General features: G+C 68.2%; 33 protein-coding genes and 4 pseudogenes. 23 read left to right on the top strand and 14 right to left on the bottom strand.

Going from position 1 to position 26,501, the window contains the following annotated elements:
• Positions 1–131 precede the first annotated feature (131 nt).
• Entirely contained in the window at positions 132–923 is a 792-nt protein-coding gene (locus ACGFYQ_RS39715; protein WP_393751884.1) for an SDR family NAD(P)-dependent oxidoreductase, read from the top strand.
• A gap of 192 nt (positions 924–1,115) precedes the next feature.
• Positions 1,116–1,430, top strand: coding sequence for a hypothetical protein (locus ACGFYQ_RS39710; RefSeq protein WP_393751882.1), 315 nt, complete (start codon positions 1,116–1,118; stop codon positions 1,428–1,430).
• A 304-nt stretch (positions 1,431–1,734) separates the two neighbouring features.
• On the opposite strand, the gene ACGFYQ_RS39705 is transcribed toward ACGFYQ_RS39710, so the two are convergent.
• The 3 genes from ACGFYQ_RS39705 to ACGFYQ_RS39695 all read right to left on the bottom strand — a co-directional run bounded on the left by ACGFYQ_RS39705 (position 1,735) and on the right by ACGFYQ_RS39695 (position 2,890).
• The gene (locus ACGFYQ_RS39705) at positions 1,735–1,866 is read right to left on the bottom strand and encodes a hypothetical protein (RefSeq protein ID WP_393751910.1); all 132 of its coding nucleotides are present in this window, start codon (positions 1,864–1,866) and stop codon (positions 1,735–1,737) included.
• An 82-nt stretch (positions 1,867–1,948) separates the two neighbouring features.
• A complete protein-coding gene (locus ACGFYQ_RS39700) occupies positions 1,949–2,272 on the bottom strand; it encodes a hypothetical protein (RefSeq protein WP_393751880.1) in 324 nt (107 codons plus the stop codon).
• A 207-nt stretch (positions 2,273–2,479) separates the two neighbouring features.
• Positions 2,480–2,890 carry a LysR substrate-binding domain-containing protein gene (locus tag ACGFYQ_RS39695; protein ID WP_393751904.1) on the bottom strand — a complete coding sequence of 137 codons (411 nt, stop codon included), beginning with the start codon at positions 2,888–2,890 and terminating at the stop codon, positions 2,480–2,482.
• On the opposite strand from ACGFYQ_RS39695, the gene ACGFYQ_RS39690 reads away from it, so the two are divergent.
• Positions 2,825–3,016: a hypothetical protein gene (locus ACGFYQ_RS39690; RefSeq protein ID WP_393751908.1), complete on the top strand. Its 192-nt coding sequence runs from the start codon at positions 2,825–2,827 to the stop codon at positions 3,014–3,016. The two genes, ACGFYQ_RS39695 and ACGFYQ_RS39690, sit on opposite strands and share 66 nt — an antisense overlap.
• Before the next feature lie 237 nt (positions 3,017–3,253).
• Here ACGFYQ_RS39690 and ACGFYQ_RS39685 read toward each other — a convergent pair whose 3' ends face one another.
• Complete coding sequence (locus ACGFYQ_RS39685; protein ID WP_393751878.1) at positions 3,254–3,649, bottom strand: Imm7 family immunity protein; 396 nt, start codon at positions 3,647–3,649, stop codon at positions 3,254–3,256.
• Between the two features lie 299 nt (positions 3,650–3,948).
• On the opposite strand from ACGFYQ_RS39685, the gene ACGFYQ_RS39680 reads away from it, so the two are divergent.
• Entirely contained in the window at positions 3,949–4,287 is a 339-nt protein-coding gene (locus ACGFYQ_RS39680; RefSeq protein ID WP_393751876.1) for a hypothetical protein, read from the top strand.
• Positions 4,288–4,771: 484 nt separating this feature from the next.
• Here ACGFYQ_RS39680 and ACGFYQ_RS39675 read toward each other — a convergent pair whose 3' ends face one another.
• From ACGFYQ_RS39675 to ACGFYQ_RS39655, 5 genes are all read right to left on the bottom strand, one after another.
• Positions 4,772–5,149, bottom strand: coding sequence for a peptidase inhibitor family I36 protein (locus tag ACGFYQ_RS39675; protein WP_393751874.1), 378 nt, complete (start codon positions 5,147–5,149; stop codon positions 4,772–4,774).
• A 69-nt stretch (positions 5,150–5,218) separates the two neighbouring features.
• Positions 5,219–5,908 (bottom strand): hypothetical protein, encoded by a 690-nt coding sequence (locus ACGFYQ_RS39670; RefSeq protein ID WP_393751872.1) that lies wholly within the window; start codon positions 5,906–5,908, stop codon positions 5,219–5,221.
• A gap of 314 nt (positions 5,909–6,222) precedes the next feature.
• Positions 6,223–6,399, bottom strand: a complete 177-nt coding sequence (locus ACGFYQ_RS39665; protein ID WP_393751870.1) for a hypothetical protein — start codon at positions 6,397–6,399, stop codon at positions 6,223–6,225.
• A gap of 430 nt (positions 6,400–6,829) precedes the next feature.
• Positions 6,830–7,647, bottom strand: a protein-coding gene (locus ACGFYQ_RS39660; RefSeq protein ID WP_393751868.1) for an IS5 family transposase whose coding sequence is annotated in 2 segments (ribosomal slippage) — positions 6,830–7,305 and positions 7,305–7,647 — 819 coding nt in all. Because the reading frame shifts where the segments join, the coding sequence is not laid out codon by codon here.
• Between the two features lie 45 nt (positions 7,648–7,692).
• The gene (locus tag ACGFYQ_RS39655) at positions 7,693–8,277 is read right to left on the bottom strand and encodes a DinB family protein (RefSeq protein WP_393751866.1); all 585 of its coding nucleotides are present in this window, start codon (positions 8,275–8,277) and stop codon (positions 7,693–7,695) included.
• Between the two features lie 5 nt (positions 8,278–8,282).
• On the opposite strand from ACGFYQ_RS39655, the gene ACGFYQ_RS39650 reads away from it, so the two are divergent.
• From ACGFYQ_RS39650 to ACGFYQ_RS39625, 6 genes and pseudogenes are all read left to right on the top strand, one after another.
• A complete protein-coding gene (locus ACGFYQ_RS39650; RefSeq protein ID WP_393751864.1) occupies positions 8,283–8,411 on the top strand; it encodes a hypothetical protein in 129 nt (42 codons plus the stop codon).
• The gene (locus tag ACGFYQ_RS39645) at positions 8,401–8,592 is read left to right on the top strand and encodes a hypothetical protein (protein ID WP_393751862.1); all 192 of its coding nucleotides are present in this window, start codon (positions 8,401–8,403) and stop codon (positions 8,590–8,592) included. The genes ACGFYQ_RS39650 and ACGFYQ_RS39645 overlap by 11 nt, the downstream gene beginning before the upstream one ends.
• A gap of 581 nt (positions 8,593–9,173) precedes the next feature.
• Positions 9,174–9,584 carry a hypothetical protein gene (locus ACGFYQ_RS39640; RefSeq protein ID WP_393751860.1) on the top strand — a complete coding sequence of 137 codons (411 nt, stop codon included), beginning with the start codon at positions 9,174–9,176 and terminating at the stop codon, positions 9,582–9,584.
• Positions 9,585–9,650: 66 nt separating this feature from the next.
• Positions 9,651–10,214, top strand: coding sequence for a hypothetical protein (locus ACGFYQ_RS39635; RefSeq protein WP_393751858.1), 564 nt, complete (start codon positions 9,651–9,653; stop codon positions 10,212–10,214).
• Positions 10,211–11,006: pseudogene (locus tag ACGFYQ_RS39630) on the top strand (DEAD/DEAH box helicase family protein); the annotation flags it as partial. The gene ACGFYQ_RS39635 and the pseudogene ACGFYQ_RS39630, both read left to right, overlap by 4 nt.
• 87 nt (positions 11,007–11,093) lie before the next feature.
• A complete protein-coding gene (locus ACGFYQ_RS39625) occupies positions 11,094–11,513 on the top strand; it encodes a hypothetical protein (protein ID WP_393751856.1) in 420 nt (139 codons plus the stop codon).
• An 8-nt stretch (positions 11,514–11,521) separates the two neighbouring features.
• On the opposite strand, the pseudogene ACGFYQ_RS39620 reads toward ACGFYQ_RS39625, so the two are convergent.
• Positions 11,522–12,204, bottom strand: a pseudogene (locus ACGFYQ_RS39620) (transposase); the annotation flags it as partial.
• Between the two features lie 536 nt (positions 12,205–12,740).
• Between ACGFYQ_RS39620 and ACGFYQ_RS39615 the strand changes: the two are divergent.
• A complete protein-coding gene (locus tag ACGFYQ_RS39615; RefSeq protein WP_393751854.1) occupies positions 12,741–13,193 on the top strand; it encodes a hypothetical protein in 453 nt (150 codons plus the stop codon).
• Here the strand turns inward: ACGFYQ_RS39615 and ACGFYQ_RS39610 are convergent.
• Positions 13,168–13,619, bottom strand: a pseudogene (locus ACGFYQ_RS39610) (DUF4262 domain-containing protein). The gene ACGFYQ_RS39615 and the pseudogene ACGFYQ_RS39610 overlap by 26 nt on opposite strands.
• 227 nt (positions 13,620–13,846) lie before the next feature.
• On the opposite strand from ACGFYQ_RS39610, the gene ACGFYQ_RS39605 reads away from it, so the two are divergent.
• Positions 13,847–14,143, top strand: coding sequence for a transposase (locus tag ACGFYQ_RS39605; RefSeq protein WP_393751852.1), 297 nt, complete (start codon positions 13,847–13,849; stop codon positions 14,141–14,143).
• Positions 14,140–15,252, top strand: a complete 1,113-nt coding sequence (locus ACGFYQ_RS39600; RefSeq protein WP_393751850.1) for an IS3 family transposase — start codon at positions 14,140–14,142, stop codon at positions 15,250–15,252. Before ACGFYQ_RS39605 ends, ACGFYQ_RS39600 begins: the two co-directional genes overlap by 4 nt.
• Before the next feature lie 110 nt (positions 15,253–15,362).
• Here ACGFYQ_RS39600 and ACGFYQ_RS39595 read toward each other — a convergent pair whose 3' ends face one another.
• On the bottom strand, positions 15,363–16,769 hold the full coding sequence (locus ACGFYQ_RS39595; protein ID WP_393751848.1) for an MFS transporter: 1,407 nt from the start codon (positions 16,767–16,769) through the stop codon (positions 15,363–15,365).
• Positions 16,770–16,870: 101 nt separating this feature from the next.
• Between ACGFYQ_RS39595 and ACGFYQ_RS39590 the strand changes: the two genes are divergently transcribed.
• Complete coding sequence (locus tag ACGFYQ_RS39590; protein WP_393751846.1) at positions 16,871–17,398, top strand: winged helix-turn-helix transcriptional regulator; 528 nt, start codon at positions 16,871–16,873, stop codon at positions 17,396–17,398.
• Between the two features lie 1,374 nt (positions 17,399–18,772).
• A complete protein-coding gene (locus ACGFYQ_RS39585; RefSeq protein WP_393751844.1) occupies positions 18,773–19,213 on the top strand; it encodes a VOC family protein in 441 nt (146 codons plus the stop codon).
• Between the two features lie 461 nt (positions 19,214–19,674).
• On the opposite strand, the gene ACGFYQ_RS39580 is transcribed toward ACGFYQ_RS39585, so the two are convergent.
• Positions 19,675–20,382, bottom strand: coding sequence for a hypothetical protein (locus tag ACGFYQ_RS39580; RefSeq protein ID WP_393751842.1), 708 nt, complete (start codon positions 20,380–20,382; stop codon positions 19,675–19,677).
• A 106-nt stretch (positions 20,383–20,488) separates the two neighbouring features.
• Between ACGFYQ_RS39580 and ACGFYQ_RS39575 the strand changes: the two genes are divergently transcribed.
• Both ACGFYQ_RS39575 and ACGFYQ_RS39570 read left to right on the top strand, forming a co-directional pair.
• Positions 20,489–21,124 (top strand): TetR/AcrR family transcriptional regulator, encoded by a 636-nt coding sequence (locus ACGFYQ_RS39575; RefSeq protein ID WP_393751840.1) that lies wholly within the window; start codon positions 20,489–20,491, stop codon positions 21,122–21,124.
• Between the two features lie 986 nt (positions 21,125–22,110).
• Positions 22,111–22,458 carry a hypothetical protein gene (locus ACGFYQ_RS39570; protein ID WP_393751838.1) on the top strand — a complete coding sequence of 116 codons (348 nt, stop codon included), beginning with the start codon at positions 22,111–22,113 and terminating at the stop codon, positions 22,456–22,458.
• Positions 22,459–22,493: 35 nt separating this feature from the next.
• Here ACGFYQ_RS39570 and ACGFYQ_RS39565 read toward each other — a convergent pair whose 3' ends face one another.
• Entirely contained in the window at positions 22,494–22,877 is a 384-nt protein-coding gene (locus tag ACGFYQ_RS39565; RefSeq protein WP_393751836.1) for a hypothetical protein, read from the bottom strand.
• 510 nt (positions 22,878–23,387) lie between these two features.
• Between ACGFYQ_RS39565 and ACGFYQ_RS39560 the strand changes: the two genes are divergently transcribed.
• The 6 genes and pseudogenes from ACGFYQ_RS39560 to ACGFYQ_RS39535 all read left to right on the top strand — a co-directional run bounded on the left by ACGFYQ_RS39560 (position 23,388) and on the right by ACGFYQ_RS39535 (position 26,321).
• Positions 23,388–23,561 (top strand): hypothetical protein, encoded by a 174-nt coding sequence (locus ACGFYQ_RS39560; RefSeq protein ID WP_393751834.1) that lies wholly within the window; start codon positions 23,388–23,390, stop codon positions 23,559–23,561.
• A complete protein-coding gene (locus tag ACGFYQ_RS39555) occupies positions 23,558–23,842 on the top strand; it encodes a DUF6262 family protein (RefSeq protein ID WP_393751832.1) in 285 nt (94 codons plus the stop codon). The genes ACGFYQ_RS39560 and ACGFYQ_RS39555 overlap by 4 nt, the downstream gene beginning before the upstream one ends.
• A 376-nt stretch (positions 23,843–24,218) precedes the next feature.
• The gene (locus tag ACGFYQ_RS39550) at positions 24,219–25,199 is read left to right on the top strand and encodes a GNAT family N-acetyltransferase (protein ID WP_393751830.1); all 981 of its coding nucleotides are present in this window, start codon (positions 24,219–24,221) and stop codon (positions 25,197–25,199) included.
• A 245-nt stretch (positions 25,200–25,444) separates the two neighbouring features.
• Positions 25,445–25,738, top strand: coding sequence for a Ku protein (locus tag ACGFYQ_RS39545; RefSeq protein WP_393751828.1), 294 nt, complete (start codon positions 25,445–25,447; stop codon positions 25,736–25,738).
• Positions 25,674–25,856 (top strand): annotated as a pseudogene (locus tag ACGFYQ_RS39540) (Ku protein); the annotation flags it as partial. The gene ACGFYQ_RS39545 and the pseudogene ACGFYQ_RS39540, both read left to right, overlap by 65 nt.
• Positions 25,857–25,913: 57 nt before the next feature.
• Positions 25,914–26,321, top strand: a complete 408-nt coding sequence (locus ACGFYQ_RS39535) for a hypothetical protein (RefSeq protein ID WP_393751826.1) — start codon at positions 25,914–25,916, stop codon at positions 26,319–26,321.
• The last annotated feature ends 180 nt before the right edge of the window (positions 26,322–26,501 follow it).

Raw genomic sequence — 26,501 nt, 5'->3', positions numbered from 1 at the left:
TGCCCCATCGGCCGACGCGACTGCCCGGGCAGGGCTGGGGAGTTGGGGATGCCCCGGGTGTGGACACGTAGCGGAGCGATCTCTACTGTTCGTTCGAACGAACAGCAGAGGGACGCCGCACGGGAGTAATCGTGGATATATCAGGATCAAACGTTCTGCTCACCGGGGCCACCGGAGGCATCGGTGCCGCCCTGGCCGGGCGCCTGACCGCGGAGGGGGCCCGCCTCACGGTCACCGGGCGGCGGGAGGAAGTCCTCAAGGCCACCGCGGATGCCTGCGGCGCCCGCACCGTGGTCGCCGATCTGGCCGTCCGATCGGACGTCGTCCGCCTCGCCGAGACCTGCGCCGAGGCGGACGTCCTGGTCGCGAACGCCGCCCTGCCCGCCAGCGGCGACCTGCTGGACTACACCGAGGAGCAGCTTGACCGCGCCCTCGACGTCAACCTGCGCGCGCCCGTCCTGCTGTCCCGGCTGCTCGCGACGCACATGGTGGCCCGCGGCCGCGGGCACATCGTGCTGGTCGGTTCCATCTCCGGCAAGGCGGCGACCAAGTCGACCTCCCTGTACAACGCGACGAAGTTCGGGCTGCGCGGATTCGCCCTCGCCCTGCGCCAGGAGCTCAGGGGCACGGGAGTGGGGGTGTCCCTGGTCCAGCCCGGCTTCGTCCGCGACGCCGGGATGTTCGCGGCCACCGGTGCCGCCACGCCGAACGGCATCAGGACCGTCACGCCCGGCCAGGTCGCCGACGGCGTCGTACGAGCCGTCCGCCGCGACCGGTGCGAGGTCAACGTGGCGCCGCTGGAGCTGCGGCTGCTGAGCGCTATCGCCGGGCAGTTCCCCGGGTTCGCCGAGCGGGTCCAGGCCCGGATGGACGTCGACGGCTCCGTGCGACAGATCGTCGATGCCCAGCGCTCAAGCCGTTAGCGAGGCGTCGGCGGTCCCGAGCCTCCGGGCGGGACCGCCGTTCGCCCCGTCTCCCCCCCCCCCCCCCCCCCCCCACCCGCGTGCGGATCCGTCCGCGCCCGCACCCAATCCGCACCCGCACCCGCACGCCTTCCATGCCACCTCATGTGAACGGAGAGCACGGCTGTGCCGACTGAACGCCTCCCTAACGCTGTGCCCGGCCCTGGCCCGGGTGTCGAGCGCAGGTCCCTGCTCCGATTAGGGGCCCTGCTGGCCGCGGGCGGAGCGGCCGCGCTGGTCCCCGCGCCGATCGCGCACGCCGTGACAAGGGGCCAGGGGACCGACGCGGTGACCACCAGCCACCAGGGCCGCTCCCCGTACGGCAACGACCAGTGGGCGTACGTCGCCTTCGACGTCCCCGCCGGAGTGCAGCGGATCTCCGCCCCTGGCCCAGACCCGCACCAGCCACTTCGCGCGGCTTCGCCCCGTCGAGCAACAGCCGACGGGGCGAAGACGGGGCCGAATTGACCAACAGCGTCCCGGGTGGTTGCGACCCGCGCCGGGGTCGGTCCGAGACTTGGTCTAGTCGGTAGTCAGGACGCCCGCTCAAAGGCCAGCGTCGCGTTCGGACAGTCGGCCGCGTACCGCAGCAGCGCCTCACGCTCGGCCTGGTCCACCGCGAGACCCCAACGGTGCTTGGTGGCCACCCACTCGCCAACGCACCGGCAGCGCACGGCCGGGATGGGCATCCAGGTCGCCGGGTCCTGGTCACTCTTTTGCCTGTTCGAGCGGGCCGTGACACCCACGAGCGTCACGTCCGACCCGAGGTCGTTCAGCCCTGGGTGTGCGACAGGTAGACCCGGCCCATGCCTCTCGCGCCGAGCCGGGCCGCGAGGCGGTAGCCGGCCACGGTCGGCGGATCGTCCGCCTGCAGTGGATGGAACACCTCGGTCGCGCTGGTCATCGGTTTCCCCCCGTTTCCCCTGATCAACCGATGAGTTGATCGACGTCACCCTAAGCGGCGGGTGGAAACGGGGGGCGGGCGGCTACCAGCTCTGCCACGCCGGGGCGGGGTAGCGGGGTGCGCGCCGCTTGCGGGCTTCGAGCCCGAGGAACGTGGCTCCCGAGGCGAGGGTCGCGAGGAACGACACCAACATGGCCAGCGGCAGCAGGACGCTGGCGGGTTCCCCCAGGCCCAGCCACAGCGCCGCCGTACCCATCGCCAGGGCCACCAGCAACGGAACCCTCGCCGTGAGCGACAGCTTGCCGCTCACCGCGACGAAGGCATACCCGACGAGCAGGCCCGGCGCGACGGCCACTATCAGGCCCAGGAACAACAGGAACAAGAAGACGAGCAAGGCGATGATCATGTCGTACCGACCTCCGGATCTCATGGCCAACTCGTGCCGAAGACAGACGGATCCACGTCCCCCCGGTCTGGCAGGCCCTCCGGACACCATGCTGTCAGATTTTCTGAACACGTTCAACGCAGCTCGTGGACGGTGTCCACTAAGGCGCGGATCCGGGCGGTCTCGCCGGCCATCGGCCAGAAGAACCCGCACTCGACGGGAGGGGCATCACTGAAAGGGACCCAGGCGATGTCGGGGCGCCCGTAGTAGCGCTCCGCGCACGCGCTCGCCGGGGAGACGCCCTTGCCGATGCCGATGAGGTTCAGCAGTTCCGTCCAGTAGGAACTGGCCCGGCCGTGCGGGACGGGGCCTGCCCAGTGGGGTCTGCCGGGGGTAGTGGTGGTCCAGCCAATACCGCGGCACGGCCCCGGCGACGGGGAGGAGCGTCGCCTCCGCGAGGTCCTCCAGCGACACGGACGCCCGCCGGCCGAGGGGGTGCCCCGCAGGAACCATCAGCACGCAGCGCCGGGTGAGCACGAGGGGGCCGAGCACCATGTCCGGTTCGATCACCGGGTGCTCGCTGACCTGGAGATGGACCTGGCCGCGCCGGATCGGCCCGAACGGATCGGAAAGCTGCACCTCCTGGACCTCGACCTCGCAGTCCGGATAGCAGGTACGGAACTTCTCGGCGGCCCGGCGGCGGACCCCCGGTTCCCGGGCCACCACACAGCCCGGGAACCCAAGCTCATCAAACGCAGGGCATAGGGGCGAGCATCATTCCCCCTCCTGAGGACCTCATCCTCGCCCAACCACCGTGATCGAACTTTCGCATCGAAGTCGGCCCCCGTCACTACGATGACCTGCGCAGGTCTGCTTGGTGGCGAGTCTCGTGGAAGACGACCCCGGACCGTAATCTCGGCTGGCTGAGTCAGCCAAGGTTGCCGGGAGGGCTATTGGCGGCGCGAGTCGAACGGTGCGGCAGGGCGGCGGGGCCTGGTGCCGTTATCCCTCGAAGGGATCTTCGAGCGTGGGGATACACGGCGACAGCAACAATTCGGTGTGATAGGTGACGTTTCCGCGAGCCAGCCTCAGGACGCGGACCTCATTCTCATGCGCTGGGCCTTCGTCGTCGCGCAGGTGGAGGAGGCCGCATGAGCCCGGGGCGGTCGTGCCGACCTGGCTGAACAGGTCGAAGATCTCGGGTGAGGTGCGGTGGTTGGAGAACCCTCCGATGTGGATGAAAGGTTCGCCGTTCATCCATCGCAGGTCGAGAAGGTAGGGGCTGGCGATCTCGTCGATGCAGTGCCGAAGGCTCTCGACGATCTCGGTGAGCCGGGCTGGGTCATCGTCGTCTGTGGCGCTCTCGCGGATCGTGATCCAGCCGTGGTATTCGAACATGACGGGAGCCTATCGGCGTGTCAGTAGCGGGCTGACGTAGGAAGGGAAGGGTCAGTGATCGTCACGAAATGTGGACCACAGCCTTGAATCTCCCCACCCCGTGCTCGGGGTGTCTTCGGAGTTGCTCGACTTGATTCCCCAGGCGGACCCGCGCTGGCCTGGAGGGCTCGGTAGCTACTGCTGGATCAACCAACGTTTGCCTGCCCACGACGGCGTGTAGGCGCTGGCTGTCCCTGCAACCGTGTGTCGAGCTGCCACGTCCAGAGGGCATGAGGGAAAACACTCCAGGGCGGACCGGTATGAAGCCGGAGGACGAGCGCCAGGCCAGATACTTCTTCGCCGGCCTCGGCGCAGTGACTGGGCTGGCTGTCTGGGTACCACGCGCCGCGTTCAGTATCGACGGGGGATTTGAGGGCCACGCTCGCGATCTGAGCGTGGTCTTCGTCGACCTGCCGCTTATCCTGCTCGGCGGCGTGCTGGTGCCGCTCATCTCCTGGGCCTTGGCCATCAGGCGGGTACCGCCTTGGGCTGGGGCAGTCGCGGCCTTGGCCGCGCTCGCGCTCGGGGCGTGGGGTCTTACCGAGTGGTGGACCCCCCGTCAGCATCCAGACCCCGGCTACGACATACCCGGGATGTGACAGCGTCCACTTGTCGCCACACCCCGGTCGGCAGGGCGAGCCCTGCCCTATGCGGTACCAGCCGGCACCAGGGCCGTGGTGACGAGTCCCGGGTGCGCGCAGCGCATCGCGTGAGCGACGCCGAAGGCGTCCTTTGAGCAGGCTCGGCCCGGACACTGAACGAGCGGGCGGCCCTGGCTTACCGACGGCCTGCCGCTCACCGAACTTCCCCAGGCCGTTGAAAGCCGGACCGCGTGGGGCGAAGAGCACCCTTGGTCATTTTCAAGGTGCTGACCGCTCTTCCGTGATGGCTACGCTCAGACGAGATTCCTTCTGGGAGGGCGCGGATACTCGGCCGCACATTCCGCCTGCGCCATGGTGTGTCGTGGTCGGGCCTTATGAGTCCACGCTTGGGTACGGACTCAATGGCCGGGTCCGTCGCCCCGGGGTGATCACCCGCATGGGGCCCCGGCCGACGAGTCGTCCTTGCCGGCATGGGCTCGCTTCAGCAGCTAATCGCCCATGTGTGGGAGTCGCCGTTGTCGTTCGCCGCCCCGTCGTAGCCGACCTCCTGACCGGGGGTCAGGCAGATGGTCATGTGGCCGCCCTGGTGTGCCTGGGAGTACACCTTGACGTGGTCCTTGACACCCGGACCGGAAATTCCGTGATTGGCCCACGAGGAGTCTTCGTCTGCGATGTAGCTCTCCCACCAGCCGTCATCGCCGGACCAGTTGGCGCGCTGGCCACCGTAGTCGGCGTCCGTCCAGGCGCAGAAGTGTCCGCTGGGGCAGTCGGCTGCGCCGGCCGTAGTGGAGACCGTCAGGGCTCCGGTCATGGCGAGGAGCGCCGCGGCGGCGGACGTGACGATGCGTTGCAGGGTCATGAGGGTTGGTGCCCTTTCGGTTCGGTCGGTTTCAGATCGGTGGTCGGGGCGGTTCTCCGACTGGGCCCCCTAGGGGGCCTTTGCATCGGAGGTCAGGTTGACGGCGCGCTGCAGGGCGATCGTGCGCAGCTCTCGGTAGGCGGTTAGTTGCTCGCGCCGCTCGGTGCGCACCTTGGCCAGCAGGGTTGACTCCAGGCGGGATTCGACCTCCGTCAGGCCGCTTTCACGGTTGCAGCGGTTGGTGACGGCCGGGTCCGGGTGGTCCGGGCGCGTTCCGGACAGGTGTCCGGCGCAGCGTTTCCAGCGGGCCATCGCGGCGCGGTAATCGGGGTGGGTCGCCATCCGGGCCTGTGCTTCCGCACGCAGGTTGTTGACGGCCACCTCGGCCTCGAACCACCGCTTCTGATCGCCGTAGAGGAAGCGCTGCGCGTTGGCGAGGCAGCCATCCGTGTTGGCGGTGACGGTGTACCCGGTGGGGAGAGAGAAGGACAGCTCGCGGGGGTCAGTGCCGAAATAGGCGGCTTGGAACTGCTTATCCTCGGCGGTGGCGGCCTTCGGGCGTTGCCGTAGGGACGGCACGGTCAGCCCCTGTCCGGAAAGACAGCGGGTGACGAGGGCAAGCTGCGCGGACTTGATGAGGTCGTCCTGGGCCTGTTCGCCGACCGGGATCTCACGATGTGGGGGTGCGGTCGGATGATCGGCGCAGCTCGTCACCAGCAGGGCCACGGTCGCGATACAGACGGCGCGGATCAGTCGCATGGTTCTGCCGACCTGGCAGTCAACCGTTCCGCCGGCGACGCCGTCGAGACGTGCGTGCCCCGCGCTACGACGGTGATGATCTTCCTCACTGCCGGTGAACGAGCGCCGCGGCCGAAGGTCACGCCCCCAAGCGCCCTGACCAAACAATGACGGAAGGCGTAGTCATCACGGAAGCACGGTCAGAGCCCGAATTTTCCTCACTGCGGCTCTTCGCCCCAGTTGGTTCACGGAGTGAGCCAACTGGGGAAGGTGGGGAGCGGAAAGCAGAAGGACTCACCGATGGCTGGGTCGGTGAGTCCTTGAGTGCGGGTGGGTCAGTGGGGCGAGACGAAGCCAGCCGACTGGTTGAGGTGGAACGGTAAGCCGGGGTTCTCGGGCATCCAGCCGGCGGTGAGAGCGGTGTGGATGCTGTCAACCACCCGGGCGGGCAGGACCGGGCTGCCTTGTGTTCCGAACCAGTTGCTCGGGTGCGCCTCGTTGGTGGTGATCACCAGTGTGGTGCCGGGAGTCTCGGCATGTTCGACTGCGTAGGTGAGGGGTGACTGGACCAGTCCTGATCGTAGGTCAGCCGTCGGCGGAGTCGCCACCGGTAGGTGGTGCCGTCCACGGTGATGAGCCGAGATCCCTTTTTGACCAATTGTCGGCGTACTTCTGAAAGTTCACCGCGGAGTACGGAGATACGTGCACCAGTCGTGGTGAGTTGGCAGTGAACGGGTCGGGTGGGATGGGGCCGGGCTGTCAGGCTGCACTCGTGGCCCTCGACGATGCCTGGACGCCGGTTGGGCCGAACCCACCCCCGTGCAGACCAGGGAGGCTGCCGTTCTCCAGTGCTGGTGGCCTCGGAACCGGCCCCATCCCGCCGCACTCTAAAGGCAGTGTCTGACAAGTGAGGCCGGAGGCGTGACAGGCTTAGAGGGTGTCTCACGTGGCAAGTTTCGCGAGCTTCTTGTAGCAGGTCAGGGCGGCGGCCAGGCCGAGGAAGGCGAGGAAGTGCGAGCCCTTTCGTTCGTATCGGACCGTGAGGCGGCGGTAGCCGAAGAGCCAGGCGATCGACCGTTCGATCTTCCAGCGGTGCCGACCGAGGCGTTCGCCGGACTCGATGCCGGGCCGCGCGATGCGCGCGACGAGCCCGCGCTCGCGCAGCCAGGCCAGGTATTCGGCGGAGAAGTACGCGTTGTCCGCGCGGAGTTTGACGGGTCGGCGCCGCCGTGGTCCCCGGCGGGACCGGACGGCGGGTATGCCGCGGATGAGCGGCTTGAGGGCGAGGCTGTCGTGCATGTTCGCGCCGGACACGGCGACGGCGAGCGGGATGCCCTGGGCATCGGACAGCACGTGCAGCTTGCTGCCCTTCTTGCCGCGATCGACCGGGTTCGGCCCGGTCAGCGATCCCCCCTTTTGGCGCGAACGGAGGCCGCGTCGACGATCGCCGAGGTCCAGTCCACCTCGCCCCGGGCCCCGAGTTCGTCCGGCACCGCCCGGTGCAGCCGACGCCACAGGCCGGCCTCGGTCCATACCGTGAAGCGGCGATGCGCGGTGGCGGGCGACGTGCCGAACATCGGCGGCAGATGCCGCCAGGCACAGTCGCTGGTCAGCGCGTACACCACTGCCGTGAACACGGCCCGCTCGTCACACGGAGCGGTCCCACCACCTTGCGGACGAGCAGCGAACCACGGCAGCAACGGGGCGGCCGGCTCCCAGAGTTCATCAGGAACCAGACGCTTCGATAGATCAGCACCCACGACCGGCATCATGCCGCACGAACATCACGTCACGTGAGACAACCTCTAAGCCTTGATTGGTGCGGCCGACCTGGCGGCCTGCTCGATCTTCGCGCAGTGGGCTGCACGGGCTTCCTCGTCGATCTGCTTCTCGAGTTCGGCGCGCAACCCGGTCCGGCCGTCGAGGCCCTCGCGCAGGATATCGGCGTGCCCGGCATGCCGGATGGACTCGCCGAGGACATGGACCATGATGGCGAACAGGTTCGTGTCGGCATAAGGCTCCGGCCACCACGGCACGTGGCCGGGGGCGTCGAGGGGAAGCTCGTTGATCGTCGCGTCCGAGTGTTCCCACGTGCGCCGGTAGAACCCGATGATCTGATCGCGGGTCTCGTCCTCGGTCGCCCACAGATCGCTGCCGTTGGAGTCCTGCCACCGGGGCAGCGGTTCCGGGGAACGGCGGTCGAAGACCTCGCCGAAGTACCTGGCCTCGACGGTGGCCACGTGTTTGACCAGGCCGAGGAGGTTGGTCCCGGTCGCTGTCAAAGGTCGGCGGGCGTCGTATTCGGACAAGCCGTCGAGTTTCCAGAGCAGCGCCTTGCGGTCCCGCCGCAGTCTCCCGTGCAGGTTGTCTTTCGCGAATTCATCGATCATGCGGCATGAGCCTGCCATGGGCTGCTCGTGGTCTCAAGATCCCGTACGTGGTCCGCAACGACTGGCAGAGCCGAGGCCTGGCCATGGCCGTCGCCCTGACCTGCTACAAGAAGCTCGCGAAACTTGCCACGTGAGACAACCTCTGAAGGCTCCGGCATCTCCTCCCTCCGCCCCCTGCTCATGCTGGCGCTCCACCACGACGAAGGGGTGGGGCTCGTCGCCTGCTCCCGACTGCGGATCGGACAGACTCCACTCAACGGCAAGCCCACATGGGACCTCACCGACATCCAGCTGAACGCCACAGCAACACGGTAATCATGGAGCACCCATGCCTCGCACCCACACGATCACCCTTCGGCCTCACCAGGAAGAAGCCGTCGGAGCAGTCGTACACGGGCTGGACATTCCGCCGGGGAAGCGGACTCCGCAAGCAGGTCTGAGGGACAGTGGCAGCGGCCCGCGGGACCGGCAAGACGTTCACCGCCGCCGCGGCCGCGCTCCGCCTCCCTCGGGGCGGGCGGGTGCTGCTGCCAACCCGGCTCGCCAGCAGATTCATTGAGCACCAACACAGCCACCAACCCGCTCAACCAAACTGCACAACCCCAGGGCAGGAGCGTGACGACTGCTCAGTTTCACTGACCGGCGACAGGAGCAGAAAAATGGCAATCGGCAATGGAATGCCCGAAGGCATCACGCGCAGCACCGCATATTTCATCAGAGCCCATGGGTACTGGACCGGCCGTGCCGACCTGGAGCAGCACAGTGCCCGATGGGTAGAACATGGAATCCCCGAGGCTCAGGTCGACCGTGTGGTCGCCTATGAGGCGGTCTGGGGTGGCCTCGCTCTTCCTCCTTCGCCGCACTACGACGGCGGCCCGCGGACACTGAGCGGGGACGTGCCTGAGGGACCGGACCCGGACTGGTATTTCGGAGCCGGGGACCAGCGCACCGCTCTCCCCTACGCGTTCATGATCGGCCCGGGCGGAGAGTTCGGTCTCCACGCCGGAGACTGGGCACCCCTGCACGCCAGCATCGAGGGATGGGTGGAAGCACTGGCCTTGGCCGACCACGCCCGCAGGTGCGCACGCACCACCACGACACTGACGGGCGACGCCGTGGACGACCTCGACCTCGACGGATTCGAGCCCGTGCCGGAAGTCGCCGGCCTCGCAGACACCTGGTGGCGCGGCACCGACTCCCTCATCGCCATCTACCGCGGCGAAGCCGAAGTCATGAACGCACCACAATGCCGGACCGCCACCATCTACGCCGGACTCAACGAATGGGGAATCCACAGACTCGGCTGATGCCACCGGACAGGCCGACAAAGACATACCGATGAGCATGGGCAGCCGCCCGCCACAGAGGGACACATGCTGATCTATCACTACCTTCCGTATGAACTCGCCCGGCTCGGTGTCATCCGGAAAGCGGCAGGCCTCAACCTGTCGCAGGTCACGGAGCAAGTGCGTCTCGCCCGGGAACGTAAGGACCACTCCGCCACCGTTCCGGCCGAACCGCATCACCTGAGCGAGCAGTGGATCTCTGAATACCAGCACAACCAGTGGCGGCGAATCGCCCACGTGATGACCGAACAACACATGCTTGTATACACGCCCGCTGAGGACTGGCGCGCAGTCCGCTACGAAGAGCAGCGGCAGCAACGACTCGCGGACGACAAGGTGCACGCCAAGCGTTCGGGCACCGAGGCGCCCGAGTTGCTCAGGCATCGCGTCTACCGGATCACAGCCCAGCCGACAGTCACACATCACCCGGAAGAGCCCACTCTCGTACTCCACCTGATGGCCGGCTCACTCGGCGAGGCGGCCACGCGGGCCTGGATCGTCCATGGGCGGCCGGGCGGCCTCTACCAGCGGGGTGCATACCGGATCACTGCCGTCGAACAGGTCCTTCCCGAATCGGGGGAACTCTTTTGATTCAGCTCCGAGAACACCAGGTAGAAGCGAATTCAAGCATCCGGAAACGGGTCGGATTTCCTGCAAAGGCGTCTGTGCCCTCCGGCGGAGCGCGCGCCACGATGGTGTCCGCCACCGGGTCCGATCACGGCCGCTACGGCCGCACTGGAGTGCTTCCCGGGCGGCCGGATCCTGGTCATGGTCCCCACGCTGGACCTCCTGGTGCAGACCGCCCAGGCGTGGCGGCGGGTCGGCCACCGGGCACCGGGCACCGGGCACCGGGCACCGGGCACCGATGGTGGCGGTGTGCTCGCTGGAGAAGGACGACGTCCTGGAGGAGCTGGGCGTCCGTACGACCACGAACCCGATCCAGCTGGCGCTGTGGGCCGGATCGGGGCCGGTGGTCGTGTTCGCCACGTACGCCTCGCTGGTGGACCGCGAGGACATCGACGCACCGGTGAACCAGCGGAAGGTGCGCGGGCCGCTGGAGGCCGCTCTGTCGGGCGGGGAGCGGCTCTACGGACAGGCCATGGAACGCTTCGACTTCGCGGTGGTGGACGAGGCGCACGGCACGGCCGGGGACGTCGGCCGGCCCTGGTCGGCGATCCACGACAACGCCCGCATCCCGGTCGACTTCCGCCTCTACCTCACGGCCACGCCCCGAATCCCTCCCCGCGGCCGCAGAAGGGCAAAGACGGCCAGGAGCTGGAGATCGCCTCCATGCTGTCCGACCCGTACGGGCCGTACGGCGAATGGATCTACGAACTGGGCCTCTCCGAGGCGATCACGCGCGAGATCCTCGCCGCCTTCGAGACACCTCAGGCGCTTAGCCCGTCAAGCTGCGGGCCTCAAGTCGCTGTGTAGCCTGTCGATCTATTCGAACCGTATGAGGAGTTGAGGGTGGACGACGAGCGACTGCGTGCCGTTGTCCAGCTCCCTGAAGGGAACTGGTGGGACTGGGATGTGGTGGCCTGGGACGGCGGACAGTTCCGGCTTGCTGCTGGGCATGATCTGTCCTACTACCATGACCTGGAGCTGGTTTTCAGAGACCCGTTCATCGTCAGCTGCCCATCGGGCTTTTACGATCCGGCCTTCCGCGCCCCGTCGCCTGACGAGCTTCAGCAACTCGCTCGTCAGCTCGGCGAGGAGCCGCCCGTTGTCGTCGCCTTCGAGGCCGACGCCGGCGGGCAGGATCCTGTCTCGTGCCTCATTGCCGCAGAGCGACTCGACATCGTCCAGGAAACCGTTCTGAGGTACTGGCGCGACGATGCGGCACCCGGCCAGCGCTTCCATCCCTGGGTGCGGCCTCCCGCCCGGTAGGTGCCGGGCTATGCGGCCGCCGCTTCCATCTCGTTGGACGGGGCTGGGAAAGCCAGTGCCTCGTCATATCGCTGACACTGCTGGAGGCAGTGGTAGAGCTGGCCAATCATTCGATTGAAGAGATTGCGCTGGGCGGCGGCGTGCCAGTCTCCGTGGCCGTCGCGGCGCTTGCGGTAGTGGGCCTTGGCTCCAGGTGATCGTGTCAGTGCGGCGAAGGCCCAGAGGTAGCCGGCGTGGTTGAGACGGTCGTTCTTGACCCATCTGCGGGTGATGCTGGACTTCTTCCCGGAGGCCATGGTGATGGGTGAGGCGCCGGCGTATGCCTTCAGTCCACGGGCATCGGCGAACCGCTTGCGGTCGTCTCCGATCTCGGCGAGCACCCGGGCGCCGAGCTGGGTTCCGAGGCCGGGAAAGCTTCCCTGAGCCGCTCGGCCTCGGAGGCGAGGCGGCGCTCACGGCCAGCCCGCTTGAGTGCGGCCTGCAGTTGCGTACGGGTCAGCTTCGCTGCTCGGGTGGGAGTCGGCGCGGCCTTAAGGATCTCCTGGGCCTCGCGCCGACAGAGCCCGTTCCGCCACGGGTCGAAGGCGGCCAGTGCCGACGGGTAGTACTCCCTCAAGAGAGATCGGAGCTGGTTGGAGATCTGCTGCCGGTTCCAGGTGGCGTCCTGCTGGGCGCGAGCGAGCACGGCGACATCGCCACCCTCCGCGGGGCTCCGGCGGGCGCGCCGCCCCGGCCTCCGACGGTGCGCCAAGTGACCGACTGGCTCACCCGACACCCCACCGCGCTGGCGAAGACGACCGCACCGGCCTGAAGGATGTCCTGGCACGCTGCCCCGAACTGGATACGGCCGCCGGGCATGTCCGCGATTTCGGCGAGATACTCAGCGACCGTCTGGGTGCCAGGCTCCCTGCCTGGATCGACACAGTCGTGGTCGAGCCGGATTCGAACTGCTCCTCAAAATGATCTTGCTTCAATAGCTCCTCGCTGCGGTGTTGCTCTGTCGCTGGCCGGTGCCTTCGAGGGCGGAGTCCGGTCGTCCGGATCCCGACAGGGTGCTCACTCGGGGTGTTTTCACGAGTGGGGCTGACCAGTGAGTACGGAGCCGGTTGGAGACCGTTTCCCGTGAGCCGGGTGATCGTTCCCACCGGGCGGTGGGCAGTCGCCGTGGAGGCGCCCGATCGGCCGTGGGGACCGTGGTGCTATTTTTGGCCGAAATTTGCGGGAGGGGTGGGCAAGCTGGTGAACAGTGCCCTGCGGCGTGCGGCTGTCGTGGCGCTCGGCGAGCTCGGGCGAAGCAGCGACTCTGGGGACCGGGCGGACGCCGGTCGCGGTCTGGCGGGCTTTGCCGAGATGGAGGAGGCTGTCGGGCCGCTGCTGGAGCTGGTGCTCGACCGCGAAGACACCTTCGTCACACGGGTGACCGCAGAAGCCTTGCTTCGACGGCAGGACAGGGCCGGACTGATGGTAGTCGCGTCCGCGCTGGCAGTCGCCAATCCGAACCATGGCGATTGGATCCACACCGCGGTCCGCGATGCATTTGCCATCTACGCCAGCGACCGCGACGACGCGATGCGGCTCTGCGAGGAGCTGGCGCGGGATCCTGACGAGCGCGTCGCCCTGGGGGCTCGCGAGCTGCACGAAAGCCTGGCCGGGATCAATTGCGTTCTTCACCCCGCATAGCGCAGGGGCACACGGCCGTAGGCGCCCAGGTGCTCGACGTTGGTGGCAGCCACAACGGGGGCTGTGACTCCCGATGCCCCGCCTCAGCCCGTTCGCCCCAAGGAAAGCGGTCATCCACGTCGGGCCACGCAACCTGCAACACGGGAAGGGGAGGCCGCGGGTAGAACCCGATGGCCGTCCGGAGAAGATCCGGTACCAGCGGAGATCCACCCGCCTGAGCGCGACTTGGTGACCGTCTACAACGTCAGGACGCCTCTGGCCGTCAGCCAGTACAGCGCCCGCGGCGGACTTCGCTCCGAGCCTGTTGAGCATGCGGTGCATGGCGTGGATATCGAGCCCGAACATGGCGAGTTCAGGTCAGCCGTGAGTGTGTGACAGGCCGATCGTGTAGGCGAATCCAGGACCGAGCTCGTCCTCGGGAACCATCCCGACGTGCCATCCGTGCCGCTGCACATTCTCGATGATCTTCAGGTCGACGCGGTCCGCTTCGTCCCGGTCACCGTAGTCATGGGCAGAGGACGCAGCGGCACTGGAACGGACCATCAGTCATGTGCGGAAGCTACGAGGTGAGCGTTTGAGTTGAGGTTGCTTCGGTTTGGCGGACATCCGAGATCTGGGGTTGCGCCCCGGGAGGGATGTCCATGATGGAGAACATGCCGAAGAAGAAGCCACGGCCGCGGCGGCAGTTCACGCCGGACTTCAAGGCCGAGATCGTAGAGCTGTGTCTGCGAGGGGACCGGTCGGTGCCCGAGATCGTCAAGGACTTCGATCTGACCGAGACCGCGGTGCGGCTGTGGCTGGCTCAGGCGGATGAGAGTCACCAGCCCAAGGACCTGGAGAAGAACGAGCGGGAGGAACTCGCCGAGCTGCGGCGGGAGAACCGCCGCCTGCGGGAGGACATCGAGATCCTCAAGCGGGCCACGGCCTTCTTCGCGAGGGGGACCCGGTGACGGTCGACTTGTTCATCGAGGCGGAGAAGCAGGCAGGTCACAACGTCAAACGGGCGTGTGAGCTGATGAAGGTCTCCCGGTCCGCCTACTACTCCCGCCGCAGTGGCGCCCCGGGGACGCGGGCCCTGCGGGATGCGGAACTGACCGCACTCATCAACGAGGTCCATACGCATTCACGCGGCACCTACGGCGCCCCCAGGATCCACGCCGTCCTGGCCCGTCAGGGCCACGCCTGCGGCAGGCGCCGGATCGCCCGTCTCATGCGAGAGGCGGGCGTCGTCGGCCGGCACCGCCGACGCGGGCACCGCACCACCGTCCCCGATCCTGGGGCGGCCACCCGCCCTGACCTGGTCATGCGTGACTTCAGCGCCGACCCGCACGCGGTCGACACGCGCTGGTGCGGGGACATCACCTACATCGCCACCGGCCAGGGCTGGCTCTATCTGGCGACCGTGATCGACATCGCCTCCCGCCGCGTGATCGGCTGGGCCACCGCAGACCACCTCGGCACACCCCTTGTCGCTGACGCGCTCCAGGCCGCCTGCCACCAGCGCGGGCCTGGCGGCCCGGTCGTCTTCCACTCCGACCGGGGCAGCCAGTACACCAGCCACGCATTCGCCCGGCTTGCAGCTGACCACAACATCAGGCTCTCCGTCGGGCGCACCGGCGTGTGCTGGGACAACGCCCTCGCCGAGCCCTTCTTCGCCACCCTGAAGAACGAACTCGTCAGCCAGCACACCTGGCACACCAAAACGGCCGCCAGAACTGCGATCTTCGAGTACATCGAAGGCTGGGTACAACACCCGCCGACTCCACAGCAGCCTCGGCTACCAAAGCCCAGCCGAGTACGAAACGACCGCAGCCCGACCAACACAACACACCTGTCCGCCAAACAGGAACAACCCCATCCGGACGGGACGCCGGTGTTCTTGGACAGTGGGATGCGGCCGGTGGAGCCGTTCTGTTCGTGGTTCCGGCACCTGGCGCACGAGAGCCGGGGTCCGGACACGATGCGCTCGTACGCCTACGTGGTGTCGCGCCTGGTCGACTTTCTGGCCGCCCGGGGCACGGATGTGGTCGGTGCGACGAAGACGGACCTGGCGGCCTAGCGGCACCAGCGGGTGGACCTGCAGCCGGAGCCGGTCAGCGGGGCCACTTGGGAACGCGAGGCGGCGACGATCAACGTCCCGTCCGTCCATCGACGGACGGGACTCGCCTCTCAGGCGGCGCTGACCTTCGCGGCCTCCGCGGCCTCTGCGACGTCGGCCGCCTTGGCGGCGGCCGGTCGCGGCTTGCGGACGAGCGGGATCGTCGCGCACGCGGCGAGCAGGGACGCCACGGCGACCGCGTACCAGCAGTGCTGGAACGCGGCGACAGCGTGTCCGGGGGCCGGGGTGCCGAGGATGCCGACCAGGATCGCGACGCCGAGGACCGCGCCGATCTGGCGGCCCATCGAGGTGATGGCCGAGCCGGTGGCGAAGCGGGCCGGCGGCAGGGCGGCCGCCGACGCCCCGGTCAGGACCGGGAGCGTCATGCCGACGCCGAGGCCGGTCAGCATCATGCCGGGCAGGAGCGAGGCCGCGTAGGCCGAGCCGGTGTCGAGCGTCGCGGCCCACCACAGGATGCCGGCCGCGAACAGGACAGTTCCCGCCAGCGCGATGCGGCCCGCACCGAATCTGGCGACGGCGGGCCCGATCCGCAGCGCGACCGGCGGCACCAGCAATGGTCCCGGCGCGATGGCGAAGCCGGTGCGCAGAGCCGAGTAGCCCCACACGCCCTGGCACCACAGCACGGCGCCGAGCAGCATTCCGGCGAACGCGACGGTGAACAGCGTCAGGGCGGCCGCGGCGGATGCGAACGCCGGAACCCGGAGCAGCGGCAGCTCGACGATCGGCACGGGGTGGCGGCCCGAGCGCAGGACGAACCAGACGCCGAGCAGCACCGCGGCAGCCAGGCCGCCCAGGGTGCCGGCGCTCGTCCAACCCCAGTCAGGAGCTTTGACCAGGCCGAGCGCGAGCGTTGCGATCGATACGGTGAGAAGGGCGGCGCCGAACAGGTCGGGCAGCGGACTCTTCTCCGCCCCAGCGTGTCGGGGCGACGGCAGCACCTTGACACCGAGCGCGAACGCCGCGATCCCCACTGGCACGTTGACGATGAACACCCAGCGCCATCCGGCCTCGACCAGCAGCCCGCCGGCCACCGGCCCGAGTCCGGCGGCGATCCCGCCGATCGACGCCCAGGCCCGCACCGCCCCGGCGCGCTTCTCGGGTGCCGTCGTGTCGAGCAGCAGCGCGAGCGACGTCGGCATCAGCAGCGCAGCGCCGGCGGCCTGCACGAGCCGTGCCGCGACCAGCGTCCCGACGTTGGGAGCGAGTGCGCAGCCGACCGAGGCGAGGGTGAACACCGCCAATCCGGTCAGGAAGACCGGCTTGTGGCCGGAGCGGTCGGCGACGCGGCCGGCGACTACGAGGAGCGCCGCGAAGACGATCGCGTAGCCGTTGAGGACCCAGGAGAGGGAGCCGAGGCCGCTGCCGCCGAACGAGCGGCCGATCGCCGGGAGGGCCACGTTGACGATGAAGAGGTCGAGGTTGGACATGAAGACCGCGGCCGCGACCGTCGCGAGCACGGCTCGGGACGCCCTTTGTGGGTTTGAAATTCCAACTGTCATGGATCGGAGACTAGCCGTGTGAGTTTGAAAACACAACGGACTCGGGGGAGGATGGGGACGTGACCTCGAACAGGAAGCAGGGCGAGAACTCGGTTCCGCACCCCGAAGTGCCCGGTCGGCCGTGCTCCGCGGCCGCCGCACTGCAACTCGTCGGCGAACGCTGGGCCCTCCTGGCCGTCCGCGAGATCTTCTACGGCAACCAGCGCTTCGACCAGATCGTCCGCAACACCGGCGCCCCCCGCGACCGCCTCGCCGCCAGACTGCGCGCACTGGAAGAGGCGGGCGTGGTCGAGCGCCGCGCCTACAGCGAGCGCCCACTGCGCTTCGAATACCACCTCACGGAAGCCGGCCGCGATCTCGCACCGGTGATGCGCGCGCTGCTGGCCTGGGGCGACCGCTGGGCGGTGGACACTCCGCCGGTCGCCTTCCGGCATCGCGGCGGGCCCGGCTCCGAGCACGACGCCGAGCACGACCTCGATCTGACGTCGACGTGCCGGACCTGCGGTGAGGAGGTCGGGTCGGGAGGTCTCACGATCGACGTGCGGGCGCCTGGATGGGACCGGGCCGGGCCGATCGAAGGCTCCTGAACTCAGCAGCGATCAGGAGTGAAGGGGTCGCCTCGATTGGGACTGTAGATCGTTCGGTGTAACTCCCGGTCACGGCCACGCTGGGCCACCGCGCGCCAGCCCGACTCGCTGCCGTTCAGATGACAGGATCCGCCCGGCAGGGTGGGTCTGACCGGGCTCGCGGACACAGGCGGTCCGGGCGGAGAGACCACAGGAGCCGATGCCGTCCCGGGCCAGGGGCACCCCGTGAGTTCACCGCCGCGCAGCGCCGGGCAAGCCAAGACTGCCCCCTGCCGGCCCCGGAAGCCGCTGCATCGGCGATCGGGCCTTACCCAGCATAAGGAAAGGGATTATCCCAGGACGAAGGTGCTCATATCGCTAGTATCGGCATTTAGGCGCTGATGGAGTCCTCGATCTGGGATGGCGGTGTCGTGCGTGACGAAGAAGCAGGGGAGGTCCGCGAGGCACGGGGTGGGGTGTTCTCACCGGCCTCGGGGCGAGCTGCGGCGGTGCCGCGGTTGTTGGACTTGGACGGGCGGGGTGAGCTGACGGCTGCGCACGTGCGCTGCCCGGCAACTGCTGCTCCGCTGCGGCCACCAGATCTGGGAAACGATCCTGCACCAGCGACCCGCGGCGGGTCTGCAACACCACATGCCCGCCCGGGGGGCTGGGGTGGCCGGGGTGGCCGGGGTGGCCGGGGTGGCCGGGGTGAAGAGGATCGCGCGGTGCCCGTCATTCTCCAGACTTCCTGATGTCTCATGAGACATCAGGCGCCGACGCATCGGTCACCACACCGCCGCGATGTCGCCAGGGGTGAGGTCATCCCGAATACGCAGGTAGCGCACTGGGTGCCGGTGCCGGCCGCGGTCTACCGCTGTGTCAGCGCGTACCTCGGCGACGAGGTTCGGCTGGCCGGTGACGTACCGGAGCTCGTTCCCAGATCCCCATCCAGCGCTGATCTGCATTCCCGTCCACGGATGCTCGGGCCCGCCGGGGTCAGCGCGGCCCCCAGCTCGCGCCGGCGCCGCGCGGCGGGGCCCGGACGGGTGCGGCGAGGGCGAGCGGCACGGGGAACTCCACCCGCCAAGGTTGACCCGGCACCGTGAATTGATTGGGGAGGCTCAATGCTCAAGCGCGCACGCTGCGAATCGTCGAGGAAGCATTGAAAAGCGGGGACGGCGCGCTGCGGCTGATCGTCTTCATGGGAGCGGCCAGCTGCGCCGCACTCACCCTCGGTGGTGGGGCCTGGCTCGCGGGTCTGCTGTAGCGGTGCTGAGGCGCGATCCAGATCTTTCGGAGTTCGGCGGTCTGAGGATGTCGAGAACGTGCCACCGGCTCCGTCCCAGGGACATCAGTGGCCACCACCGGCCGCACGAGGAAGAAGGAGAAACCAGCATGGCGATTCAGCGGATGGACAACGTCGGCATCGTCGTCGAGGACATGGATGCCGCCATCGCGTTCTTCGTGGAACTCGGTATGGAGCTGGAGGGCAGGGCGGAGGTCGAGGGCCTCTTCGCCGACCAGTGCACCGGACTCGACGGCGTCCGCTGTGACATCGCGATGGTCCGGACCCCGGACGGTCACAGCCGACTCGAGCTGGCGAAGTACCGCAGCCCCGCGGTGATCAGCGCCTGGCCGCGCAACCGGCCGCACAACATTCTGGGCACGCACCGCGTCATGTTCGCCGTCGACGACATCGAGGACACCGTTGCCCGCCTGCGCCCTCACGGCGCCGAACTCGTCGGCGAGATCGCCCGGTTCGAGGACAGCTATCTGCTCTGCTACATCCGCGGCCCGGAGGGCATCATCGTCGGACTGGCCGAACAACTGCGCTGAGAAGGAGAAACCGAACCAGGCAGCCGAACCAGGCAGCCGAACCAGGCAGCCGAGCGAGACCATCGAGGTTCTGAACCGCCCGATCAGCCCTGCCGATTGACTGGCCCGGCCCCCGCGCGCGAGGCCGTCGGACCCATCGCAGCGGTGCGCTGCGTGGTCTGGTGTCAGGAGAAGGTCAGGACGTTGCAGCCGCCCTTGCCCCATTCCCCTTCCTTGCCTGCGACGCCGTCGGCGGGGGCCGCGCCGATGGTCACGGGGCCCCGCCCGCCCCGCCGACGCCCACACCCGCCGGGCAGTGGGTGGTGATCACGTCGGATGCGGCGGGCGCGCCGCCACGCGTCCGCGCGCCGCAGCCCGGGAGCGGTGCACCCTTCTGATGGCACGCCCCACCGCAGTACGCGCTGACGGATACGAGACGTCGCGCACACTGCCCGCTGAACGGGATCTGGTGGATCCGGGGGTCAGGCCGGGTGGGTGGTGTCCTGGCGGGCCGGACGGGGGCGGAGCGCTGCCGGACGGGCCAGGAGGCAGGCCAAGCCTCCCAGGACGAATCCGTACACGGACACCAGGCCGTGGCCGTTGGCCTGGGTGAACCACATGGCCAGGCCGAGTACGGGCACGCCGGCCGCGAGCAGGACCTCCGTGCGCTGTGCCTTGTCCAGGCCCGTGCGGAGGATGCGGAGGAGGAGGGCGGCGGCGAGGGTGGCGCCGAGGAAGTAGGTGGCTCCTGAACTGCCCGCGAAGTTGCGGGGGTCGGTGCTGTGGTGGCCGCCCACGCCAAAGAGGGTGTCTATGTGCTCGGGGAGCGGGATCCCAGCGAGGAAGAGGCCCAGGGTGATCGGGGTGCCCCAGAACCAGTCGGCAAGGGCCGCGATGACGGCGAGCGTGGCGATGTTCCAGGCTCCGCCGAACAGGCCGCCGTTCTGCATGAACACCGAGGTCAGGACGCGCCACCAGCCCGACCGGGCCGGGTTGGCGTCCAGGGCGTCCATCGCCCCGGACCAGCACACCTGGAGCACCACCCCCGCCAGAGCGAGGCCGGTCAGGACCACCGCGGCGCAGGGGATGCGCCGGCCGCGCAGCGTGCCCTCGCCGAGCAGGGCCAGTCCGCCCCTGAACATCAAAACCATCAGTGCTGCCGTGGTCACGTTGAACACCAGCGCGTCCATCGCCACCACCCCCCTTCGATCCCCGGTCGTGTGCTTCGGGAACGACAGTAGCCCGGGACCATCCCAGAATTCAAACACTGTTAGAAAATGGGGGTAGAGTGCCCCTATGAAGCTGACGCGAGAGCGGATCATCGACGCGGGCATGACCGAGTTCGCCGAATCCGGGTACCACGGCCTGTCCATGCGCAAGGTCGCGCAGCGCCTCGACGCGCAGGCCGGGAGCCTCTACTACCACGTGCCGAACAAGAGCGCCCTGATCCAGCTGATGGCGGACCGCGTCGCCCGCCAGGCCTACGAAGCCGGCACCGCCGCCCTGTCAGCACTCGACACGGCAGCCGGCTGGCAGGACAGCGTCCAAGCCCAGCTGCTCGCCCTCCGCGATAGCATCCGCCTCCACCCCGGCGGCGCCGTGATGCTGGCCGAGAGCCCCAAAGTCCTCAGCACCGGCGCCCTGTCCCTGATGGAACGACTCCTGGAAACCCTGCGCGACGCCGGCATCCCCGCCGGACACGCAGCGATCGGCGCCGACACCCTCCTCAGCCACACCACCGGCTTCGTCCTCCAAGAACAGAGCCAATTCCCCACCGTGGACGTCAGCGCCGAGGAAGCCGCAGCATTGCACGCACGCTTCCCCCTAACCGTGGCCGCCGCCTCCACCTACACCGAAGACGACAAATTCGCCCGCAGCGTGCGGCTCCTGTGCGCAGGCCTCGCCACCCACACCCAACCAGCCCCGCAGTAGAAGGAGCAGAGTCTTCTCGGAACGCCCGGCATGCGACCCACCGCCACACCGCGACCCAGGAACGATCCATCACCTGGTGCGGCACCATTCGGCGGATACGGGACCGTACCTGCCGCAGCCCGACTTTCGGGGGCCTGCCGCGGAGGCTGCCGGGGGTCGGTAGCAGACATGAGGTTTCCTCTCGCGGCAGGCTGCCGAACCCTCCGGAGCCGACGAACCGGGTAGCCAGACATCAGGGCGCCGCGACATGACGCGTTGGCGCGCTCCCGATTTCGCCCCGCATCCTCAATTCTCCAGTGCGGAATAGCTCCCTCCGCGAAAGCTTTTCAGGGGCGCTGCGCCCCCCAGCCGGAATGGGGGCGAGGAGCCTCCGCTCGTGTCTGTCCGTCTGGGAATGGGGCCGGTTGGGGTCAGGAGGCCCGGAGCGGCTCATGTTCGCGAGGGCGGGGGGGATCTCCCTTCCGCCAGCTGTGGGGCGGATGTACGCGCGTCGGGTCGAGCGGGGGGTGCCGGTGTGAGTGGGGAGGTCTTCTCGGACTACGGCCATCAGTCGGCCCTCGGTGCCGGAGGCGATGTCGCGGACGGGGCGGCCGCTCAATGGGTGCTCTTCGTGCCCGTCACCCTTCACCGGTCTGCCTCCCTGCTGCCCTGGCCTCCGTGTGGAGTGCTGACGGGCGGGTGTCACCGCGGTCGGCCATGCGGTGTGGAGGCGGACGGTTCCCTGGGCGGTGAGGTAGGCGGAGCCGGTCAGGGTCACGTTCCGTCGGCGGCGACGTCGACCGGGAGGCGCCTGCCGGGAGCATCGACGGTGTAACGGAGGGGAGCGCCCCGTCGGCGCACGCGGTTGAGGGCTGCCGCAAGATGTCGTTGCTCAGCTCATGCCCTTGCCGGGGTGGTCGAACTCGTCGACGATGCTCCAAGGACCCGGCCGTCCGGATTCCACCGGACACTGGTCAGGGCGTCGGAGAACAGGGGAGACAGTGGCAATGAACAGCCATCCAAGGAAGCGTCCCATAGCGGCGGCGCTCGTACCGTTCTTCGTGGTGTCCGGCCTGCTGCTGAGTTCTGCGGCAACCGCCACGGCGGCCGCGCCGGCCACCCGGCAGGCTCCCGCCGCAGCGGCGCTCGCGCAGCACCGTCTGCCTGTCGGCGCCGACGTGGCGACCGGTCTCCACGCGCCGATGTCGTCCCAGGCCCGGGCCACCACCGGGAACAAGAAGAGCAAGAAGAAAGGTGGGCTCTTCAAGAAACTCTTGATCGTCGTGGTCGTCGTCATCGTGCTGCTCGTGGTCCTGTACGGGGTCCGCCGGGCTCTTCGCCGCAGGTCCGCCTAAGGGCTGTCGTAAGTGGCTTCCGTGGTCGGTGCGGTTCAGAGGAAGGCCAGCGGGACGTTCTTCTTGATGCAGAGCCGCAGGATGTCCGCCAGCTGGCGGACGTCCTCGATGTGCTGCTGGAGGGGCTGGTCGCCGCCCTCCCGTGCCCACTGGCCGGTGATCGCCTCCAGCCGGACCAGAATCGACTCGCACTCCGCAGGTGAGAGGTCGTCACCACCGTCATCCGGATGATCGAGGAGTGGCTCCAGAGCGGTGGACACCTCGCTCCACGGGCGCTCGCCACCGAAGCCCCACATCTCGGAGAGGGCGAACCCCTCGGTCTCGGCCAGACGCCGCCGGAACGCGGCAAAGCCGCTGTAGGACCAGGAGACAGCCGGACTGCTGTTGTCTCCGTCACCAGGGAAAAGAACCAGCCCCATGCACCTTCCCTGCTTGCCGAGCACACAGGATCGAGCACATGGGGCAGCGTCAGCAATTGGGATGATCTTGGTGTGGCTGGTGTGATCACGGCGTCGGAGCCGTCCTCAATCCGGTAGTGGCGACAGCCTTCAGGGACGTGTGCTCAACGGACTGTTCGAGCAGTAGAGGTTGGTCGCGATGGCGGTCACGTGGGTGTCGGGCTGACGCCTTGAGTCGTCCGGGGACTTGATCCCTATATCCAGAGCGGTGGTGCCCGACGCTCTCGTGACCGCCATCATCGTCAACACTGCTCGCTTGATCACTCGTTAGTGCCTGTGGTGCGAGCCCGCCGCATGATGACCCCTCGTGATGCCCGAGCCGCATCAGCTCCAACGCAGACCGGGGCCCGTGCGGCGAGCTGGTGCCACGAACAGCTACTGAGGTGGCGGACCGGCCGCGTGCCGAGTTCTTGGATTAGGTCGCTGAGTGGTCCCGCATGAGCTCGTGACCAGTACGAACTGATCAGCCGAGTGCGGCGACTGATCAAGCGCGTCAAGGACGGCCTGGACGATCTCGATGCCAACCAGCGGGCCGAGATCGAAGAAGCAATCACCGTTGCCCGCCGCGGCCGTCAAGGCGTCATACTGGGCATGCCGCGCGTCCGTCAGCCTCTCCCCGACCTGCGTGCTGCGAGGCCCGCATGACCAGCATGAGCGAAGGCCGCTCCGAGGAGACCACCCGGCGTAGAGAGCGGGTCCTCAAAGCGATTGCCGCAGCCTTCGGCTCGGGCGAGGAGGCATCCGTCTCAGCGATCGCGCGAGCGGCCAGGGTCGACCGGTCCTTCTTCTATCGCCATCGCGATCTGCTGGAACGAATCCATTCCGCGGCCGCAGCCCCTTTGCCGGCTTCAGAGGCCGCGGCAGTCACCCGGGCGTCCTTGCAGGCGGACCTGGCGAACGCGCTGGAACGCAATTCCCGGCGCTGACCCTCCGGGTTCGGCAGCTGGAACGCAGGCTCTCCGAGTCCTTGGGGGAACAGGCCTGGCGTGACTCGGGCCTCGGGGCCTCCGTCGACATCGACCAGTTGCAACGACAGATCACCACTCTCCAACAGCAAGTAGTCGATCTGCAGGGCCAGCTCGACGAACGAACGGAAGACCTGCAAGCAGCACGGGCAGCCAATCGCGAACTCACCCGAGCACTGAACCGACCCGGGTGATCGGTGTCGGCGTCCTGCGCTCACGGGCGGGGAGGCAAGGCAATCGGGCCTGGCCACCGGCCTCCGCTGTAGGCGGATCTTTCGCATCGCCATGCGGTGCTGCTCGTGGTGTGATGAAACGGGGGTCCGAGAAGGAGAGAGCGATGACCTCACCGGCAGCGGAGCGGAAGACCGTCGCGGGCCTGGTGTCAGTCCGCCCGTTGGCCGAGGCGGACCTGGATCAGGCCGATGAGATCTTCCGGGTCGCCTTCGGGACGTTCCTCGGAGTCCCCGAGCCGAAGACGTTCTTCGAGACCGCCGATTACGTCCGCACACGCTGGGCGGCCGATCCGCAAGCGGCCTTCGCAGCGACGATCGAGGGTGAACTGGCCGGATCGAACTTCGCCGCCAACTGGGGCAGCGTCGGGTACTTCGGACCGTTGACCGTGCGTCCGGACCTGTGGGACCAGGGCGTCGGCAAGCGCCTCATGGATCCGGTCATGGACTGCTTCGACACCTGGGGGAACCGCCACCTGGGCCTGTTCACCTTCTCGCACAGTCCCAAGCACCTTGAGCTCTACCGCAAGTACGGTTTCTGGCCCCGATTCCTCACGGCCATCATGAAGAAGCAAGTCGCGGGCGGCTCCGCGGTCCCCGGCCGGGTGATGTACAGCGAGCTGCCTGCCGCCGAGCAGCCCGCCTGCCTCAGTGCCTGTCGCGCACTGACCGGGGCCGTGTACGAGGGCCTGGACCTGGAACGCGAGATCGTCGCCGTGCACACGCAGGGACTCGGTGACACCATCCTGCTCCAGGGCGGCGGCTCCGAGCTCGATGGCCTGGCCGTCTGCCACTGCGGAGCCGGATCGGAGGCCGGCGAGGACGTGTGCTTCGTCAAATTCGGCACCGTACGCCCTGGCCCGGAGGCCGCCGACCGCTTCGAGCGACTGCTCGACGCATGTGAACAACTGGCGACCGAGCGCGGGCTGAGTCAGCTGGACGCCGGGATGAACCTGGGCCGCCCGGATGCCTATCGGCGCATGATCGACCGTGGTTTCCGCACTGGGTTGCAGGGCGTCACGATGCACCGGCCCAACGAGCCCGGTTACAGCCACCCCGACGCCTATGTGATCGACGACTGGCGCTGAGACCACCCGTCTGGCCACCAGGCTTCACCTGCTGGTGGACTGCGCCGTCGCCGCGCCCGACCGACCGGACAGCCTCGCGGTGTCGCCGAGTGTCGCGGCGTCTGACCTCGGCTTAGCCTGAGGGTCCCAGGGAAGGAGCGCCGGTATGAGAGCGACCTGGAAGGGGGCCATGTCGTTTGGGCTGGTCACGATCCCGGTCCAGCTCTTCACGGCCACGGAGGAGCACGACGTCCCCGCTTCGCCAGGTGCACGAGAAAGACGGCTCCAGTGTGCGGCTGCGGCGCGTATGTGAAGCCGGGGATTCCGAGATCCCCTATGAAGAGATCACCAAGGGCTACGAAGCCCCGGACGGCAGCATGATCATGCTGTCCGACGGGGACCTCGCACACCTGCCCCTACCCAGCAAGAAGCTCATCGACGCCCTGGCCTTCGTCGACGCCGAGAGCATCGATCCGCTGATGTTCTCCAAGGCCTATACATCGGCACCTCCGACCGCGCGGGCGCCAAGCCCTATGCCCTGCCCAAGCAGGCCTGGCTGAGGCTGGGCAGATCGCCGTCACAAAGATCGCCATCCGGTCGAGAGAGTCACTCGCCGTTCTCCGAGTGCACGAGGACACTCTCGTGCTGCAGACCTGCCTCTGGCCTGACGAGGTCCGGCCTGCCGCCGGCGTTGCGCCGGAGGGGGAGGTCACGATCCGGCACCAGGAACTGCAGATGGCCAGGTCCCTCATGGACATGCTGTCCCAGGACTTCGGCCTGTCCACGCTCCACGACGAGAACCAGGAAGCCCTCCAGCAGGTGATCGAAGCCAGGCTTCAGGGTGTCGAGCTACCGCACGAAGAGGAAGCCGCCCCGACGGGTGGCAAGGTCATCGACCTCATGGCCGCCCTGGAGAACAGCGTCCGCGCGGCCAAGGAGTCGCGCGGGGAGCGTGGTGCTGCCGGGGAGACGGAGGCAGAGGTCCGGACCCTGCCTGTCCGCAAGACAGCGAAGAAGGCGGCGCCGGCCAGGAAGGCGACGGGCTCCGCGGCGAAGAAGACGGCTGCAGATCAGTTCGCGACAGCCATGACCCCCAGAGAACCGCCGTCGGCGGTGTGGATCTGCCGGAAGGCGATGGAGTGATCTTCGGTAGCAGGCACCAGCTGAACCGGAATCGTGTCGTCGACTGAACCAACTTTCGGAAACCAGCAGGTCAGAGCCACTTCCTACTAGTGCCGCATCAGGCAACGTTCGCCTTGTCGCGACGCGTCGCTCGGTTTGCTGCGCCGGACGGCATTGGATGGCCAGAATGATCTCGTGGCT

Origin of the sequence: Streptomyces sp. NPDC048258 (assembly GCF_043201995.1) — a bacterium.
Classification (GTDB): Bacteria; Actinomycetota; Actinomycetes; order Streptomycetales; family Streptomycetaceae; genus Streptomyces.
The sequence above is the reverse complement of the archived record's forward strand: the minus strand, read 5'-3'. Positions and strand labels throughout refer to the sequence as shown.